General features: G+C 68.7%; 11 protein-coding genes. 1 reads left to right on the forward strand and 10 read right to left on the reverse strand.

Annotated elements, in window-relative coordinates:
* Positions 1–7: 7 nt before the first annotated feature.
* A complete protein-coding gene (gene dnaX / locus QSJ95_RS12980) occupies positions 8–2164 on the reverse strand; it encodes a DNA polymerase III subunit gamma/tau (protein WP_285642869.1) in 2157 nt (718 codons plus the stop codon).
* A gap of 140 nt (positions 2165–2304) precedes the next feature.
* On the opposite strand from dnaX, the gene QSJ95_RS12985 reads away from it, so the two are divergent.
* Positions 2305–3027 (forward strand): substrate-binding periplasmic protein, encoded by a 723-nt coding sequence (locus QSJ95_RS12985; protein WP_269963449.1) that lies wholly within the window; start codon positions 2305–2307, stop codon positions 3025–3027.
* Positions 3028–3103: 76 nt separating this feature from the next.
* On the opposite strand, the gene QSJ95_RS12990 is transcribed toward QSJ95_RS12985, so the two are convergent.
* From QSJ95_RS12990 to QSJ95_RS13030, 9 genes are all read right to left on the reverse strand, one after another.
* The gene (locus QSJ95_RS12990; RefSeq protein WP_285642870.1) at positions 3104–4351 is read right to left on the reverse strand and encodes a tetratricopeptide repeat protein; all 1248 of its coding nucleotides are present in this window, start codon (positions 4349–4351) and stop codon (positions 3104–3106) included.
* An 11-nt stretch (positions 4352–4362) separates the two neighbouring features.
* Positions 4363–5562: an HlyD family type I secretion periplasmic adaptor subunit gene (locus tag QSJ95_RS12995; protein WP_009619435.1), complete on the reverse strand. Its 1200-nt coding sequence runs from the start codon at positions 5560–5562 to the stop codon at positions 4363–4365.
* 53 nt (positions 5563–5615) lie between these two features.
* Positions 5616–7781 (reverse strand): type I secretion system permease/ATPase, encoded by a 2166-nt coding sequence (locus QSJ95_RS13000; RefSeq protein ID WP_009619434.1) that lies wholly within the window; start codon positions 7779–7781, stop codon positions 5616–5618.
* On the reverse strand, positions 7778–9190 hold the full coding sequence (locus QSJ95_RS13005) for a TolC family outer membrane protein (RefSeq protein WP_043266663.1): 1413 nt from the start codon (positions 9188–9190) through the stop codon (positions 7778–7780). Before QSJ95_RS13005 ends, QSJ95_RS13000 begins: the two co-directional genes overlap by 4 nt.
* Positions 9191–9484: 294 nt before the next feature.
* Complete coding sequence (locus tag QSJ95_RS13010; RefSeq protein WP_061561332.1) at positions 9485–9805, reverse strand: hypothetical protein; 321 nt, start codon at positions 9803–9805, stop codon at positions 9485–9487.
* Positions 9806–9922: 117 nt separating this feature from the next.
* A complete protein-coding gene (locus QSJ95_RS13015) occupies positions 9923–10312 on the reverse strand; it encodes a hypothetical protein (protein WP_058072141.1) in 390 nt (129 codons plus the stop codon).
* Positions 10313–10664: 352 nt separating this feature from the next.
* Positions 10665–12074, reverse strand: coding sequence for a TolC family protein (locus QSJ95_RS13020; RefSeq protein WP_043266667.1), 1410 nt, complete (start codon positions 12072–12074; stop codon positions 10665–10667).
* Entirely contained in the window at positions 12071–14215 is a 2145-nt protein-coding gene (locus tag QSJ95_RS13025) for a peptidase domain-containing ABC transporter (RefSeq protein WP_064583561.1), read from the reverse strand. The genes QSJ95_RS13020 and QSJ95_RS13025 overlap by 4 nt, the downstream gene beginning before the upstream one ends.
* Positions 14216–14228: 13 nt before the next feature.
* Positions 14229–15485, reverse strand: coding sequence for an HlyD family secretion protein (locus QSJ95_RS13030; protein ID WP_043267881.1), 1257 nt, complete (start codon positions 15483–15485; stop codon positions 14229–14231).
* Between the last annotated feature and the right edge of the window lie 26 nt (positions 15486–15511).

Consider the following 15511-nt stretch of genomic DNA (forward strand, 5'->3'; position numbering starts at 1 on the left):
CCGGCCTTCAGGCCTTCGCCGCCAGGGGTTCGATGGTACCGGCGCGAACCACCGCGCCGAACTGCTGCCGCATCTGCTGCACGTAAGGGTCCGCCTCGATGGAGCGCTCGGCCTCGCGCTGGCGCTCGGCGCGCTTGCGCGCCGCGGCCTGGGCCGGGGTTTCCTGCTCGGGCTTCTGGATGGTCACTTCCAGCTTCAGGGTGCGCCCGTGGTACTGGCTCAGCGCGTCGTTCAGGCGGCGCTGCTGGGTGGCGTTGTACAACGCGCTCTGCCCCGGGTCCAGGTGCAGGTGCCAGGTGTCGTCCTCCACCGCGACCAGGGTGCAGTTGGCGCCGATGCTCGCGGTCAGGCCGCCCAGGCCCAGGCGCGGGAACAGGTCCAGCCACTCGGCGGCAAGGCCGGTGGCCGGCAGGGCCGCCGGTTCCGGTTCGGGCTCGGGTTGGGCGCTGGCCTGCGACTCGTCGCCGCCTTCCAGGTAGCTGAGCGAGTCCATGTCGACTTCATAGTAGTCCTCGGCCGGCGGCGGCTCCTCGTCGCGGTCGTCGTCCTCGCTGTCGAGCATGGCGATCGGCGCCGGTTCGTGCGCCGCAACGGGCTCGGGCGCAGGTTCGGGCTCGACCGGCGGCTGCGCGGCGGCGGCCGGCGCGGCGGGTTCTTCCCAGGGCAGGTCGACGACGGGCGGCGGTTCGGCCGGAGCGGCCTGCGCTTCGACCGCCGGCACCTCGACGGGCACGGCCTGCGGGGCGGGCTCGACGGGTGCGGGCGCAGCCTCGACGACAGGCGCCGGCGCAGGTTCGGGCGCAACCTCGGCTACCGGAGCCGGAGCCGGAGCCGGAGCCGGAGCCGGAGCCGGAGCCGGAGCCGGAGCCGGAGCCGGAGCCGGAGCCGCCACAGGCTGCGGCGCGGGTGCCGGTTGCGCAACGGCGGCGGGCACGGTGGACACCACCGGCACGCTGGCCGCGCTGGCAACGGCTGCCGGCGCCGCGACGGCGGCGCCGGCCACTGGGTTGCGGTTGGAATCAGCCGTGGCCGTGCTGATCCCCACCTCCTTTAGCGGTGACCTCGGTGGCGCCCCGCCATCGGCCGGGCGGAAGGCCAGCATGCGCAGCAGCACCATCTCGAAGCCGCTGCGCGGGTCCGGCGCCAGGGGCAGGTCGCGGCGGCCGATCAGGCCCATCTGGTAGTAGAACTGCACGTCCTCGCCGGGCAGCGCTTGCGCCAAGGCCAGCACCCTGTCACGGTCGCCCTGGCCGTTGTCGACGGCGTCCGGCAGCACCTGGGCAATGGCCACGCGGTGCAGCACGTTGAGGATCTCGGCCAGCACCCCGCCCCAGTCCGGGCCTTGTTCGGCCAGGTGGCGCACGGCATCCAGCAGCGCCCGGGCGTCGCCTTCGAGCAGCGCGTGGAGCACGCCGTAGACCTGGCCGTGGTCGAGGGTGCCGAGCATGGCGCGCACGTCGGCGGCCAGCACCTTGCCCTCGCCGAAGGCGATGGCCTGGTCGGTCAGGCTCATGGCATCGCGCATGGAGCCGTCGGCCGCGCGGCCGAGCAGCCACAGGGCGTCTTCCTCGAAGGGCACGTTCTCGGCGCCGAGCACGTGGGTCAGGTGCTCCACCACGCGCTCCGGCGGCATGTTCTTCAGGCTGAACTGCAGGCAGCGCGAGAGGATGGTCACCGGCAGCTTCTGCGGGTCGGTGGTGGCCAGCAGGAACTTGACGTGGGGCGGCGGCTCTTCGAGGGTCTTGAGCAGGGCGTTGAACGAGTGCGAGGAGAGCATGTGCACTTCGTCGATCAGGTAGACCTTGTAGCGCCCGCGGCTCGGCGCGTACTGCACGTTGTCCAGCAGTTCGCGGGTGTCCTCGACCTTGGTGCGGCTGGCGGCGTCCACTTCGATGAGGTCGACGAAGCGGCCCTCGTCGATCTCCCGGCACACCGAGCACTGGCCGCAGGGGGTGGAGCTGATGCCGGTCTCGCAGTTCAGGCACTTGGCCAGGATGCGCGCGATGGTGGTCTTGCCCACGCCGCGGGTCCCGGTGAACAGGTAGGCGTGGTGCAGGCGCTGGTTGTCGAGCGCGTTGATCAGGGCCTTGAGGACGTGGGTCTGGCCGACCATTTCGCGGAACGAACGCGGACGCCATTTGCGGGCAAGAACCTGATAACTCATTGAAATCCATCGCGGCTGGTAGGCGGAAGTGGGCTAATCCTAGCGAAGAGGACCGGAAATTGCACCCGATGCCGGGCCAGGCTTGGCAAGAACCCTCCGAAACAGGCATTGTGTCCTGCTTCCGCACGTCCGGAGCCCGAATGCGCGCACTCCTCCCCGCCCTCCTGCTGGTCGCCGGCCTGGCCCAGGCCGATCCCCGGCAGCTGAGTTTCTCGGTGATCGAGGGCTGGGCCATGCCGCTGGCGCAGGTCGAGGACGGCCAGCTGACCGGCGGTATCCTCTTCGAGCTGTTCACCCGCACCGCGCACAAGGTAGGCATGGCCCCGTCTTTCCATATCCTGCCGCGGGCCCGGGTGGAACAGGCGCTGCACAGCCACAGCATCGACGTGCGCTGCTACATCGCCCCGGCCTGGCTCAGCGAGGCGTTCAGCGACTACCGCTGGAGCGTGCCGCTGCTGACCCAGCGCGACCTGCTGGTGGCCCGGGAGCGGGCGCCGGTGGAGGTCGCCACGCTGGCCGGGCAGAGCATCGGCACCGTGCTGGGCTATTCCTACCCGCACCTGCAGCGCTCGTTCGCCAGCGGGCGCCTGCACCGCGACGATGCGCGCAACCAGGAGCTGGTGCTGAAGAAGCTGGAAGCCGGGCGCTACGACTATGCGGTGTCCAGCGAGGTGGCGCTGAACTGGTTCAACCTCCAGCGGCCGGTCGAGCGCCGCCTCTACCCCGCCGCCAAGCTCGATCAGGCCGAACTGGGCTGCATGGTCCTCGACGATCCGCAACTGCCGACCCAGGCGGTGCTCGACGCCCTGGCCGAGCTCAAGGCCTCCGGGGAAATCGAGCGCATCCTCGATCATTATCGCTGATGGCCGCGCCAGGGCTGGCGATGACGTTGGCGATGAGGAAGGTGAAGCGGCGGATAACCGCGAACGGTTATTCGCCCTACACTTCCGGGGCCACCCCTATGCGGGCTTCGCCGCGACGGATCCACTCGGCATAGCGTGCCGGGATGTGCCCTTGCACCCTGCCTGCGTTCACCGTGGCGGCGTAGTCGCAGATCGCCTGCTCGCCCTCCCCTTCGCGCCGGTACAGGGTCCAGCGCACCCGGCTGCCTTCGGCCAGGGCGCAGGGCAGTTCGAAGCGGGGCGAGCCTTCGGCGTAGCCGACGTGGAAGTCGTCCGGCATGGGCCCGCCGGGGAAGCCGGCGGCGTCGAGGAAACCGAACATCGAGTCGTGCTGCAGCAGGCTGCGCCGGGCATAGGGCCAGACGTAGCGGCGCAGGAAGTGCTGGTCGGCGAAATGCCGCGAAGCCACCGGTTCGGCGAAGAACAGCCGGGCCAGTTGCGCCAGCGGCGGCAGCGCCCCGCCGACGACGCCCCAGAGCCCGGCCAGCAGCAGTTCGGTATGGGTGCCGTTGTCGCGCAGCGCGTGGAAGTGCTTGTCGCTGGCCAGCCACTGGGCCACCGCCTCGGCCTCGCGCTCGCTGATCACCGAGTCGGCGTCGCGGAACAGGATGCGCTGGGCCTGGGCGTCGTCCAGGGCGAGGAAGCGCCACATCGGCCCCGGCCACTGGCGCGCGGCCTCGTCCACCCGCACCACCTGGCCACCGTTGTCGAGCAGGCGGCGGACGATGGCCTCGGGCACGCTGTCGTCGATATAGAAGCGGCAGGTCCAGTGCGGGTAGATGCGCGGCTGCTCCAGCACGTTGAGCACCGCCGTCTCGCAGTATTTGGCGCTGGCGCCGAACAGCGAGAAGGCGATCAGGTTGCGCTCGCGGGTGGCGGCGCCGGGCGGCGGCGGCAATGCCGGCAGGGCATGGGCGATCGGCGGTTCGACGCCGAACTGGCGCTCGCGCAGGCTCAGCGCGTGCAGGCCATGGCGGCGCACCTGGTCCCACTGGCGCAGGGCGCAATGGGCGTGGGACAGGGCGTCGAACAGCGCCAGGCTGTCGCCGCCGGCGGCCAGGGCGCGGCCGGCATGCTCGATGGCTTCCTGCCAGCGCTCCAGCTTGATGCAGTTCACCGCCGCGTCGGTCCAGGCCACCGCCAGCTGCGGCCAGCGCCGGGCGGTCTGCAGGCACAGTTGCAGGGCCTGCTCGTGCCGGCCCTGGGCGTAGAGGGCGCTGGCGCGCCGGCCGGCGGCCTCGACCTCGCGGCGTTCGCGGTAGCTGGGCGTGCGTTGCTTGGCCATGCTTGCCCTCCTCAGCGTTCGCGCAGCGCTTCGCGGGCGCGGTTGAGCGGCTTGGTCAGGTAGTCCCAGACGGTCTTGCTGCCGGTGTGCACGTCCACCGTGGCGACCATGCCGGGGAAGATCGGGAAGCTCTTGCCGTCCTTGTTCTGCAGCGAGTCGGTCTCGGTGCGCACGAACACCCGGTAGTAGTACTGGTCGCGGCGCACCTCGTCCTGGATGGTGTCCGGCGAGATGTGCGTCACCTTGCCCTCCAGGCCGCCGTAGATGGCGTAGTCGTAGGCGCTGATCTTCACCGTGGCGCGCTGCCCGGGGTGGATGAAGGCCACGTCGCGCGGGGAGATGCGCGCCTCCACCAGCAACTGGTCCTCCACCGGCACTATGACCATGAAGCGGCCGTTGGGCGGGATGACGCCGCCGACGGTGTTCACCTCGATGTCCTTGACGATGCCGCGCACCGGCGAGAGCACGGTCAGGCGCGTCAGCGAGTCGGCGCGCCCGCGCGTCACCGACTGCTGCGCCTCCACTTCGCCGTTGGCCTTGGCCAGCTCCTCGCGGGCCTTGACGTAGTATTGGTTGCGCGTCTCGGTGGCCTTGAGTTCCAGCTCGTTGGCCTGGCGCTTCAGGCGCAGCACCTCGACGTTGCTCGCCGCGCCGATCTCGGCCAGGCGCGTGGTCAGCTTGAGTTCCTTGTCAACCAGGGCCAGGGCCTCGTTGATGCCCTTGAGGCTCTTCTCCAGGCTGTTGCGCCGCGACTTGTACAGGGCGGTCTCGGACTTCACCAGGTCCGGCTCCTCCAGCACTTGCGCGGGAAACACCAGTTCGCCGCCGTCCACTTCCGCCCGCAGGCGCGCGGCCATGGCCAGGGCGGCGCGCAGGCGCGAGGTGCTCTCGCCCACCGAGGATTCGGTCTTGGTGCGGTCGAGCTGGGCGAGCACCTGGCCCGCGTCGACGCGGTCGCCCTCCTTGACCCGCAGCTCGGCGAGGATGCCGCCCTCCAGCGACTGCACCACCTGCTCGCGGGAGCTGGGGATCACCTTGCCGGTGCCGGTGGAAACCTCGTCGAGCTCGAACAGGTAGGCCCAGGCGAACAGCAGCAGCATGCCGCCGAGTACGCTCCAGATCAGCCAGGTGGCGCGCGGCGCGTGCTCCTTCGCCTGGAAGTAGGGGGCCAGGGGCGCGGCCCCGGGCGCTTGAATCGAATTGGCTTGCATGGTCACTCCCGACGCGGGCCAGGGCCCGCGTCCTCTGCGAATTCAGTGGTGGCTCAGGCGACGGCCGGGGCCTTCTCGCCGGGCTTGGCCGCCGGCCCGCCGGCGAGCTTGGCCAGCACCGCCTGCTTGGTGTCGTCGAGGACGACGCGGCCGTTGTCGACCACGATGATGCGGTCGACCCACTTGAGCACCGCCGGGCGGTGCGTCGCCACCACCAGGGTGCGCGAGGCCAGCCAGGGCTCCAGGTGGCGGATCAGGCCCTGCTCGCCGACTTCGTCGAGCCAGGCGGTGGGTTCGTCGAGCAGCAGCACACGCGGCTGGCGCAGCAGCGTGCGGGCCAGCAGCAGGCTCTGGCGCTGGCCGCCGGAGAGGCCGCGGCCGCCTTCCTGGACCATGTGCTCCAGGCCGTCGGGCAGCGCCTGCACCATGCCCAGGGCGCCGCTCAGGCGCAGGGCCTCGAGCAGTTCCTCGTCGCTGGCGTTGGGCCGGCCCATGGTCAGGTTGTCGCGCAGGGTGCCGAAGAACAGGTTGGCCTGCTGGCTGAGGAAGGCCACGTCGCGGCGCACGTCGTAGGGGTCGATCAGTTCCAGGCGCAGCGAGTCGAGCAGCAGGCTGCCCTCCTGCGGCCGGTACATGCCGGCCAGCAGTTGCAGCAGGCTGGACTTGCCGGCGCCGTTGCGGCCGAGGATGGCCACCTTCTCGCCGGCGGCGATGCGCAGCTGGCCCACTTCGATGGCCGCGCGCTTGTCGTCCTGGCCGTAGCGGAAGCGCACGCCTTCGAGCTGGTAGTCGCCGTGCAGCACCGGGCGGTGCAGGCGCTTGCCGCCCTCGGCGCTTTCCACCGGGCGCTGCATCAGCTCCTCCAGGCCCTCGCGAGCGACCTTGGCCTGCTGCCAGCGCGACATGATCCCGGAGATCTGCGCCAGCGGCGCGATCATCCGCGAGGACAGGATGGACATGCCGATCAGCGCGCCGGTGGTCATGTCGCCGCTCATCACCTGGAAGCAGCCGACCAGCACCACCAGCACGTAGACCAGCGTCTGCACTTCCTGGGTCCAGGCCATGAGCGCGCCGGAGATGAAGCGCTGGCGCATGCTGACGGTGGCCGAGACCTCGTTGAGGTGGTTCCACTGGTTCTGGAAGCGCTGTTCGGCGCGCAGCTGCTTGACGTCTTCGATGCCCTGCACCGCCTCCACCAGGATGGCGTTGCGGATCGCCGACTCGCGCATGCCTTCCTTGGACAGCCGCGCCAGCGGCTTCTGCGCCAGCAGGCCGGGGATCAGCAGCAGCGGCAGCACCGCCAGCGGCACCAGGGCCATGACCCCGCCCACCGACCAGAGCACCACCAGGAACAGGAAGAAGAACGGCAGGTCGGCCAGCGCGCCCAGGGTGGTCGAGGTGATCAGTTCGCGCACCTGCTCCATCTCGCGGATCTGCGAGATGAACGAGCCGGTGGACTTGGACATGGCCTCGTTGCGCAGGCGCAGGGCGTGGCCGAAGACGCGGTCGGAAATGCGCAGGTCGGCGCGCTTGCCGATCAGGTCGGAGATGTGGGTGCGCGCCAGGCGCATGCCAAAGCCGATGAGCACCGCCAGCAGCACCCCGCCGAACAATACCCAGAGGGTCGGCTCGGACTGCGACGGCACCACGCGGTCGTAGACCTGCATGGAGAACAGCATGGAGGCCAGGGCCAGGACGTTGGCCACCAGCGAGGCGAGCATGACGTCGCCGTAGCGCCGCCAGTCGCGCAGCACCAGGCTCCAGAACCAGTTGGGCTGGTAGGGCTTGATGTAGTCGTCGACGCGCACGTCGGCCACCGCGACCTCGGGGCGCAGGCAGTAGACGCGCTCCACCCGCTCGACCACTTCCTCTGCCGGCAGGGCCTGCAGCACGCCCTGCTCGCCGCTCAGGCGCACGCCGACGCGGCCCTGGCCGTCGATGCTTTCGATGACGCCGACCTGGCCGCCGGAGAACTGCGCCAGCACCGGCAGGCGCCAGGGGTCGAGCACGCCCTTGTCCAGGGCTTCGGCGCGCAGCGTCAGACCCATGTCGCGGGCCATGTGCTGCAGCTGCCCGTCCAGGTCCTGGCCCTGGCGCCATTGCAGGCCGACGCGGACGCGTTCTTCGGAAACGTCCAGGCGGTAATGCCGGGCCACCATCAGCATGGCTTCCAGCCACGGGCTGCTGACGGCATCCGGGCGTTGCGCTTGCGCGGTCATAGGGAATCACTCTCGAGTTGGAAGACGTCGTGCATCCGCCCGGTGGCGTTGATGAAGGCCACCTGGGCGCTCCACAGGTCGTGGCGGGCGTTCACCGAATCGCTCTGCGCCTGGTAGATCTCCTGCTCGGCGTTGAGCAGGTCGAGCAGCGTGCGGGTGCCCAGCGAGAGGTACTGCTCGCGGTACAGGCGCTGGGTGTCGACGATGCTTTTCTGGCGGTCGGCGAGCACGCGCAGGCGCTCGTCGAGGCCGCCCATCTGTTCCTGCAGGGCGACCCACTGGTCGCGGGCCTCCAGCTGCCGGGTGTGCAGGCGCTCCTCGGCCGCCCGCAGCGCCTGGCCGGCGCCGCGCACCCGCGCCGAGGGCGCGCCGCCGGCGAAGAGGTCGTGCTTGACGCCGAGGGTCAGGGTGTAGACGCGCTCGCCGGCCATGTCGCCGGCATTGCCGAAGTACTTGTTGACGCCGCCGTCGACGGTGAAGGTCGGCCGCGTGTTGGCGCGCGCCAGGGACAGCTGGGCCTCGGCCTCCTCGCGCTCGGCCACCGCCATGCGCACGCCGACCGGCATCCGCGGGTTCGGCTCGATCAGCCGCACGGCCTGTTGCAGGCGCTCGGCGGGCACGTCCACGGCGGCCTCGTCCACCTCGCGGCCGATCATGGTGCGCAGCTTGCTCTTCTGCTGGCGCAGCTGCGTCTCGATGGCCAGCAGCGAGGCTTCGGCCGCCTCCACCCGCGACTGCGCCTGGATCAGGTCGGCCTGGGTGCTGGCGCCTTCGCTGGCGCGCTGCCGGGCCAACTGGCGCAGGCGCTGCAGGCCGTCCACCAGGGTCCGGGCGCTGTCGCGCAGGGCGCGGTAGCGGGCCACTTCGATCAGCGCCTGGGCCGACTGCCGGGCGACCTCGTCCACCTCGCTCATCAGCTGGAAGCGCTGCACCTGCACGCCGGCTTCGGCGCCCTTGACCGCGTTGGCCACCTTGCCGAAGTCGTAGATCATCTGCGAGGCGGACAGCGACAGGTTCTGGCCGCTGCCGTAGGCGCCCTGCTTGCCGGTGTTCAGGCCGGTCTGGATGGTCGGCAGGTAGCCGGCCCTGGCCACGTTGATGGCCTCGCGCTGCTGGTCGAGCTGGGCCGCGGCATCGCGGATCGACGGGTAGGTCTGTACCGCCAGGCTGACCGCATGCCACAGGTCCAGGGTACCGCCCTGCCCCGCTCCGGCGTCCGACGACTGCCAGTCGCGGGTCAGGTGGTCGACCGACAGGTCCAGTTTCTTCCGCGGGGCATCCTGCCACCCGCATTCGGGCTGGCAGAGCAGGCGCTTGCCGCCCTTGCCCTCCGGCTCGGCGCCGAGGACCACCAGCGGGGTGAATGCCAGCCAGGCCAGCGCACCCCAGTGCAACTTGTTGAGAAACATCTGAACCACCCTGAAAAATCGAGCCGCAATGCTACGAGTCAGGTCGTGGACATTCTTCGGGGATATCCTGAAAAAGCCTCGAACCGCTAAAGAATCAGGCAATAGGCTATTACGCGAGCCGAATAGCCAGACAGTGGAGAAATCCAACCTGACTTGTAGGAAATCTCTTATAGATAAAATTAAGAAAATTCCGATTGATATATTTAAGAAATCAACCAGGGACTATCGCCAGACAACAAAAAAAGCCACTACCGAAGTAGTGGCTTATTTTCGATAAGACAGCGTACTGCGATATCAACGCGGCCCGTTTCCAGAGCCGGAATTATTGCCGGAGAATGGATTGCCCAAGAGACTTCCCAAGGATTGGAGTTGCGAGGAAGTCCCCTGTGCCAGGCCATTGAACAACCCGGAGATGGCACCGAAGATCGTGCCCACGGTGACGTTGAGGATAGCGCCGATCGGGTTGCCGCCCAGCAGGCTGGAAAGCCCCTGGGTGATGCCCCCCAGCGCACCGCTCAAGGTGCCGAAGAGCGCACCGCCGATGCTGTCGAGGAAGCCGGAAGAGGCTCCGCCGGCGACCATTTCCAGTTCCTGCCCATTGAGTTCTTTCATCATGCCTCCATCATCGAGCGCATAGAGGAGCCTGCCGGATACCGGCAGGCTCCCTGTTCCACCGAACAGATGGGAATGCCACCCAGCCAAGCGGTGGCATTCATTCGGGTCGATGCCGGATCAACGCGGGCCGGTGGAGGAACCGCCGCCCAGCAGGCCGCCGAGCAGACCGCCGCTATTGCCGACCTGCGGAGCCGGATAATCCATACGCCACCAGCCTTCGGCGTTGGAGTTGAAGGTTTCCAGCGACATGCCCCAGCCATTCACCAGGCCGTAGGTAACGGCATGGATAACGCCGAGAACGCCACCGATGACGCCACCGAAGGCACCGCTGGCGACGCCGACGCCCAGAATGCCGCCCACCGAACCACCGGTTACCACGCCCTTCGCCACGCCGGTGCTGAGGGACAGCGGAATCAGCATGATGGCGGCGCCGATGCGGCCGACAACGTCTTCGATGATGCCGGCGCCGGCGACCATCTCTACTTCGTGAATGTTCAACTCTTGCATTTTCATACTCCTTGCACATTGAGTGCTTATGTTGGCTTTCTTACTGCGCTACCACTTATGTGGCGCGACCAGGTCATTGTTCTGTATGGAAATACCCATGACAACCTTAAATCGGCGAACTCAATCGCCATTCAGATTTCCTGGCAAAAGGCCATAAAAATACAACCAGCGAACCTGGAAGTTTCGTACAAGACAATCTCATAAATAGCGGACAAATATGATCCAAAAGATAATTCGAGCGCCGCCTATATAAATGGCCACCCTCCCCTAACGACAAAAAAGCCGCTTCGATTCATACCGAAGCGGCTTTCTTATTTACCGGCCGGAAATATCCGCTACTTGCCGCCGCGCCTCACTGAAGCGCCCAGAACCCCAGACGGCCCAATCCCGCCGCCAGTTGCAGGCGGGCATTCTGCCAGTCGGCCAGGGCGCGGATGTGCTGCTCCTGGGCATCAGCGTAGGCGCTCAGGGCGTTGAGCAGTTCGATCATGCTGCCGACCCCGGAACGGTAGCGCCCGCGGGTCACCTCCAGGGCCTGGCGCGATTGTTCGACCAGGGCGTCGGTGCTCTTCAGGCTGCGGGTATCGACCATCAGCCGCTGGTAGCTGCCCCACACCAGCAGCGACACCTGCTGCTCGGCGCCGGCCAGGGCCGCGCGGCTGGCCTCGACCTGGGCCCGCGCGCCACGCACCCGGTAGTTGCGTTCGAAGCCCTCGAACAGCGGGATGTTCAGTTGCAGGCCCAGGCTCGAATCGCGCTGCCGGGTGTCGCCGTTCAGCGCCAGCGGCAGGTCGTTGCGCGCATGGCTGAGACTGCCGGTCAGGGCCAGGGTCGGCCGGCCTTCGGCGCGCGCCTCGCGGACCTTTTCCTGGGCCGCGTCCAGCCGCGCCTGGGCGGCGATCAGCTCGGGGTGATGGCTGCGCGCCTGGGCCAGCAGCCGGTCGATGGCGCCGACGAAGCCGGTATCGGGCATCGGCGTCAGTTCGCTGGACAGCTTCAGCGCGCTGTCCGGCGCCAGCCCCATGCGCAACGCCAGCGTGCCCAGGGCGTTGTCCAGGTTGCCGCGGGCGCGCACCAGGCGCAGCTCGGACTGGGACGCGGCGGTCTGCGCCTGCAGGCGGTCGGAAAGCGCCGCCGCGCCGGCCCGGTACTTGGCGTCGGCGGCCTGGAAGTTCTCCTCGGCCATGTCCTTGACCTGCTGCGCCGCGGCCAGGGCATCCTGGGCGGCCAGGGCGTCGTAGTAGACCTGGGCGGCGTTGACGAAGGCGTTCTGCAGTATCGCGTCGTGGCTGGCGTTGGCCGCCACCAGCAGGTGCCGGGCGCTGCGCAGCGCGGCGCGGCGCTTGCCGAAGTCGAACAGCACCCAGCTCAGGTCGAGGCGGGCATCGAGGCTCTTCTGGCGGGTCGAGGTCTCGACGCCGTCGAAGTCCAGGTAGTCGGTGCGGCTGCGACCGTCGCTGGCGCCGACGCTGGCGCCCAGGCGCGGCAGGTAGGCCGACCAGGCGACGCCCATCTGCGCCGCCTGGGCCTTGGCCTCGGCCCAGGCCTGGCGGGTCTGCGGGTCCTGGCAGAGCATGCGCTCGATAGCCTCGTCCAGCGCCAGTTCCGCCTGGACGCCGTTGAACAGGCAGGGCACGCCGCCGTGCCGCGCCTCGCTGACCGGCGCCTGGGGCAGCGTGCGCTCGGTGCGGAAGACGTCCGGCCCGGCCAGGGCCTCGGGGCCCGCGGCCAGCGCCAGGGCGAACGGGAGGATGCGCTTCATGCCGGCTCGCCCTCCAGCAGCCCGGGGTCGACGGCCCGCTCGCCCACCACCTTGCCGCCGGCGATGACCACCACGCGGTCGGCCGAGGCGATGGTCTCGGGACGGTGGGCGACCATCACCCGGGTGATGTTCAGCGAGCGGATGGCCTCGTTGACGCGGCGTTCGCAGTCCACGTCGAGGTGGCTGGTGGCCTCGTCGAGGAACAGGATCTGCGGCCGCTTGTACAGCGCCCGGGCCAGCAGGATGCGCTGCTTCTGGCCGCCGGAGAGCACCGTGCCCATGTCGCCGACCAGGGTGTTGTAGCCCATGGGCGCGATCATGATCTCGTCGTGGATGGCCGCCAGGCGCGCGCACTCCATCACCCACTCCATGTCCATCGCAGGATCGAAGAAGGCGATGTTCTCCGCCAGCGAGCCGGCGAACAGGCTGTCGTCCTGCAGCACCGTGCCGACCACGCTGCGCAGGCCGTCGAGGCCGATCTGCGACAGCTCCATGCCGGCCACGCGGATCGTTCCGTCGGACGGCGGCAGGATGCCGAGCATGATGTTGACCAGGGTGCTCTTGCCGCAGCCGGAGGGCCCGACGATGGCCACCGACTCGCCGGCGCGGATGTCCAGGTCGATGCCGTCGAGCACGTAGGGCTCGTGTTCCGAGTAGCGGTAGCGCAGGCCGCGCAGCTCGATGCCGAACTCGCGCTGGCGCAGCAGGTCGGGGTCGATGCCGCTGCCGCCCTGCTCCGGCGCTTCGAGGACGATGTCGGCCAGGCGCTCGCCCTGCAGCTGCAGCATGCGCAGCTCGAAGAACTTGTCGATCAGGCTGCCCACGCGGCTGTCGAACTGGCCCTTGTAGGACTGGAAGGCCATGAGCGCGCCCACGGTGAAGTGGCCGTCCATCACCATGTTCGCCCCCAGGTAGATCACCAGCAGGTTCTCGATGCCGAACAGCAGGCCGTTGACCTGGCCGTAGAGCAGCCCCAGCTTCTGCGTGCGCAGGCCGGCGTTGACCTGCTCCACCAGCAGGCTCAGCCAGGTGGCGCGGCGCTCGGTCTGGCGCTGGAACAGCTTCAGCGGGCGCACGCCGCGCATGGTTTCGAGGAAGTGCGTCTGCTGCCGCGCGCCATGGATGATCTCTTCCTCGGTGGCGTTGCGCAGCGGCTGGTACGAGACCCAGCGCACCAGGGCGTAGAGCACCATGCAGACGATGGCGATGCTGGCCAGCAGCGGGCTGTAGACCAGCATCATGCCCAGGGTGGCGATGGTCATCAGGCCGTCGAGCACCGCCACCAGGAAAGCCGAGGTCAGGGTCGACTGGATGCTGTCGACGGCGCCGAAGCGCGAGACGATGTCGCCCAGGTGGCGCTTCTCGAAATACTGCGTGGGCAGGTTGAGCAGGTGGGTGAAGACGTTGGCCCGCCACTGCACGTTGAGCAGCGTACCCATGTGCATGCCCACCCATTGGCGCACGGCGCCGATGATCTGCTGCATCAGCATCATCAGGCCGAAGCCGATCAGCAGCGTGGTCAGCAGGTCGCGGTCGTTGCTGGGGATGACGTTGTCGATGGTCCACTGCATGAAGAACGGGCTGACCAGGGCGAACACCTCCAGGGCCAGCGACAGCAGCAGCACCTGGCCCAGGGAGCGGTACAGGCCGCTGACCTTGCCGAGCATGCCGAGCAGGCGCAGGTTCGGCTTGGCCTCCTTCTTCTCGAAGGCGGCGTCGGGCCACAGCTCCAGGGCCACGCCGGTGAAGGAACGCGACAGCGTCTCCACGCCCACCTTGCGGATGCCGTGGGCCGGGTCGTGGATCACCGCGCCGCGGCGGCTCACCGACTTGAGCACGACGAAGTGCTTGAAGTCCCAGTGCAGGATGCACGGGGTGCGCAGCTTGGGCAGGTCGGCCAGGCCCAGCTTCAGCGGGCGCGTGGCCATGCCCATCTGCTGCGCCGCCTCGATCAGTTGCTTGAGGGTGATGCCCTTGAGCGAGACGTTGAAGCGCTGGCGCATTTCGCGCAGGTCGTGGTGGCTGCCGTGGTAGCCGGCGACCATGGCCAGGCAGGCGATGCCGCACTCGGCGGCCTCGGTCTGCTGGATGCTGGGCAGGCGCCGGCCGAAGCGCAGCGCGAGGGAGTCGAAGATAGCCATACGGCGCGATACCTCAGAGTTTGCCGGACAGGCTGTAGAGGGGTTCGAGGACCCATTCGTAGAGTTTGCGGGTTTCCTGCAGCAGGTCGGCCTCCAGCAGCATGCCGCTCTGCAGCGGGCGCGGCTGGCCGTAGGCGCGCACCTGCTGTTCGTCCAGTCGCACGCGGATGCGGTAGTACTGCTCGCCGCTCTGGCCGACGCCCGGCACGCTGCCGGCCATGGCCGCCAGCTCGTTGTACGGCAGCGAGGTGCGCGAGATGGACAGCACCTTGCCGTTGTACTGGCCGAATTTCTGGTAGGGGTAGGCCTGGTAGCGGATCCGCGCCGTATCGCCAACCTTGATGAAGCCCACCGCGCGGCTCGGCGCATAGAGTTCGGCGATCAGTTCTGCATTCTCGGGGACGATACTCAGCAGCGGCCGCGAGGGGTCGACCAGTTGGCCGACCTCGGCCAGCACGGCGGTGGCGATGCCCGCTTCCGGCGCGACGATGCGCAGGGTGCGCTTGGCCTCGCTCTCGCCCAGTTGCTGGCGCACGCCGTTGAGCTGGCGTTGCAGCTCGGCGCGCTGGTTGGCGTGGCGCGCATCGAGCCCGTCGAGGGTGGCCTGTTGTTCGCGCAGTTGCTGTTGCAGCGCCGTGCGCTCGCGCTCCAGGCGCTGCAGGGTCTGGCGCTGGCCGAGCAGCTCGGCCTGGCGCTGCTGGAACTGGTCCATGGAGATGTAGCCCTTCTCCATCAGCCCGCGGTAACGGCCCTCGGCGTCGCTGGCGATGGCCAGCAGCTTGCGCTGGCTCTGCAGCTGGGCGGCCTGGGTGGCCAGCTCCTCGCGCAGGCTGACGACCTTGGCCTGCAGGCTGCGGCGTTCGTCGGCCTGCAGCCGCTGCAGCTTCTCCAGCTGCTGTTCCAGGGACTCGCGGCTGGCCTCCAGCTGATGGCTGATGCCGGCCTGCACCGCCTGGTCCTGGCCACTGTAGCGTTCGCTGGACAGGCGCAGGAGGGTCTGGCCGCGCTCGACCTTCTGCCCTTCGCGGACGGATTTCTCGATGATCACGCCCATCTGCGGCGCGTGCACCTTGGCCTGGCCGTTGACCGGCAGCAGTTGCCCGACCACGGTGCTGCGCTTGGTGTAGCTGCCCCAGATGAAGAGACCCGCCACCAGCAGGGCGAACAGGGTGGCCAGGGCGGTGAGCACGCTGAAGGATAGCGGGCGTATGAGGATGATCGGGCCCAGCCAGTGGGCGCCCTGCCCTTGCAGGGCCTCGGTGCGGAACAGGGGTGTTTCGGTACTCAAGGTCAGGA

Origin of the sequence: Pseudomonas sp. NBRC 100443, from assembly GCF_030268185.1 — a bacterium.
GTDB lineage: Bacteria > Pseudomonadota > Gammaproteobacteria > Pseudomonadales > Pseudomonadaceae > Pseudomonas > Pseudomonas citronellolis.